General features: G+C 61.6%; 2 protein-coding genes. Both read right to left on the bottom strand.

The features are described 5' to 3' along the window. Positions 1 to 271 precede the first annotated feature (271 nt). Complete coding sequence (locus tag AC01FP_RS17765; protein WP_474482077.1) at positions 272 to 661, bottom strand: cupin domain-containing protein; 390 nt, start codon at positions 659 to 661, stop codon at positions 272 to 274. 177 nt (positions 662 to 838) lie between these two features. Next, positions 839 to 1069, bottom strand: a 231-nt coding sequence (locus tag AC01FP_RS17760) for a GNAT family N-acetyltransferase (RefSeq protein ID WP_474482074.1), incomplete at its 5' end; no start/stop codon positions are given.

The following is a 1069-nucleotide window of genomic DNA, read 5'->3' as shown; positions in this document are numbered from 1 at the left end:
CGGTGATTCGACCCTCTGCAGGACTTCCACAACGGGAAGGTCTGGCCAGTTCGCGAAGGCGAATGCCACCGCACCGGCGACAAGGGCGAGGGCGCCAACCGCGGCCAGAGGCTTGAGTAGCCAGTGCTGGGTGGTGGTCATTGAGGCCTAACGTTCGAGCTAACCCCGACCGCGGAGGTAGGCGCTGTAAGCCTGGACTGAGACGATGCTACCGTGGCTCAGGCCAGGCTTACAGCGCCTGCCGTAGCGGGTCGGGGTGTTGAGCGAGGGGTTAGGCCGCACTCGGATAGGTGACTTTGTCATCGGCGATTCGTTCACCAACGATGAGGTAGACAAACGTCTCTGGTCCTGGGTTCTCAAGATGATGCCCAACGGTCTGGCCAGCGGGGAAGCAGACATAGGAGCCGCTCTCCAGCTTGTGCTGCTCCGCGCCCAGGTGAAGAACAGCTGAGCCAGCCAAGACATACAGGTGCTCTTCTTCGTGAGAGTGCCAATGACTTGGTTTTGTGTTCGAGCCCGCAGGAAGCTCCATCAAGCCGACACCGACCCTTGCCTTGCCTCCCACATCGCAGAGTGCTCGGCCGCGGATCTCACGGTCAGTTCCGGCATACCAGACCTCGGCTGAGACCTCGCGTGCACGCAGCGGGCGCTTGATGGACAACGGGTTCTGCATTCAGAGGCCCTCCGATACCAACGGGCGGTGGCTTGTGCGGCCTAACGTTCGAGCTAACGCCGACCACGGAGGCAGGCAGCGTAAGGCTGGTACGCGAAAATAGCACGAGTGCCGCGTATCAGCCTTACGTTGCCTGCCGTAGTGGGTCGGCGGTTGAGCGAGGGGTTAGGCGTCGCCGTTGTTGTGCCCATGACCGGCCTTCGGTTTGAGCGGATAGACGTATACCACCGCATGCTCTTCGTCAGGTACGCCACCCAGCGCCTCGTACAGAGCACGTGCCGGCTTGTTGCCCAACTCCGTAGCCACCCAGGCTTCAGTGCAGCCAAGTTGCTCGCCCCTTTCGATGAGACGGGAGACAAGCTGCCGACCAATGCCTTGACGATGGAACCGGGCTGA

It is taken from the genome of Cyanobium sp. NIVA-CYA 375 (genome assembly GCF_056108345.1).
The sequence above is the reverse complement of the archived record's forward strand: the minus strand, read 5'-3'. Positions and strand labels throughout refer to the sequence as shown.